The sequence below is a fragment of the Paenibacillus sp. P4_A9 genome (assembly GCF_056402415.1).
Window position 1 is genome coordinate 1 of the sequence record NZ_JBFUHL010000215.1, and the last position, 1,197, is coordinate 1,197.

Genomic DNA, 1,197 nt, shown 5'->3' on the forward strand with positions numbered 1-1,197 from the left:
GAGGAATATCACTACAATGATGACCGACAAATAGAGTAAGTAATTTCCCAGCATCGATAAATATCTCATCATGAGAATCGCCGCCTTTCATTTTCGAAGTATAAACTAACTCATCCCTTTTCAGAATATTCCTTAACCATGAATAATATAATAACTCGAATTTTATTTAGCGGAATAATAATCCTTACAGTAATTTCCTGCTGGCAAAAAGATTAATATGGGAGAAATATTTAATGAGAATTTCAGAAAAAAACTGGTATAATCAACTAGATAATAACTTTTTTTCTAGTATGTTCACAATAAATTCGCAGGATTAAGGAAGTTATATATATATGCGTAATAAGTCAGAGAAACAATTGCTCAATACTCCTTTTAAAATCACTTTTGTCTATATGCTTGTCGGCAGTCTATGTGTGATACTATCTGATAGATTAATGGATTTACTGAACATGTCAGGTGCAATTACTATACATTCATCGAAGGGGCTATTCTATGTTCTAAGCACGGCCTTGATTCTTTATTTTTGGATTAGACGTATAAAAAAGATACTCATTGAAAGCGAAGAACGTTATCGGGTACTTGTGGATTATTCTCCTGAACCGGTACTCGTTCACAGTCAAGGAAGAATAGTCTTTATTRACCCTGCTGGAACTAGAATATTCGGCGCTACTAGTCCAGAGCAACTTATAGGTCAACCAGTAATTAGTATCGTTCACCCCGACTTTATAGACATTGCAAAGGAACGAATTAGACAAGCCACAGAGGAAAGAAAACCAACGAATCCCATGGATCAGAAATTTATTCGCTTGGATCATCAAGTTATTGATGTAGAGGTTCGAGGAGTTCCTATCGTATTCCTTGGTAAACCGGCCGAACAGCTTATATGTAGGGATATATCTGAGCGAAAGCGAGCCCAACGGCTGTTGGAAGAAAGTGAGCAAAGCTATAAGTCGCTTGTAGATCATAATTCTGATGCCATTTTTTCGTTAGACTTAAACGGGCGTATGCTTCATAGTAATCCCATAACTGAGGAGATCATGGGCTATCAGAAGGAAGAACTTCATAATCAATCGTTCATTCACTTCATTGTCACTCCAGATCAGGAGAAAACATTGCATCTGTTTGAAGAATCGATAAAAGGCGAATCCAACAACATCGAAATCGCCATTACCCACAAAGATGGGACTAGCGTAGAAG

At 37.0% G+C, this 1,197-nt stretch carries 1 protein-coding gene; it reads left to right on the top strand.

Annotated elements, in window-relative coordinates; all coding sequences use genetic code 11:
- Window positions 1-332: 332 nt before the first annotated feature.
- The coding region (locus AC1DVJ_RS31050) for a PAS domain-containing protein (RefSeq protein WP_477596802.1) at window positions 333-1,197 on the top strand (865 nt) is incomplete at its 3' end.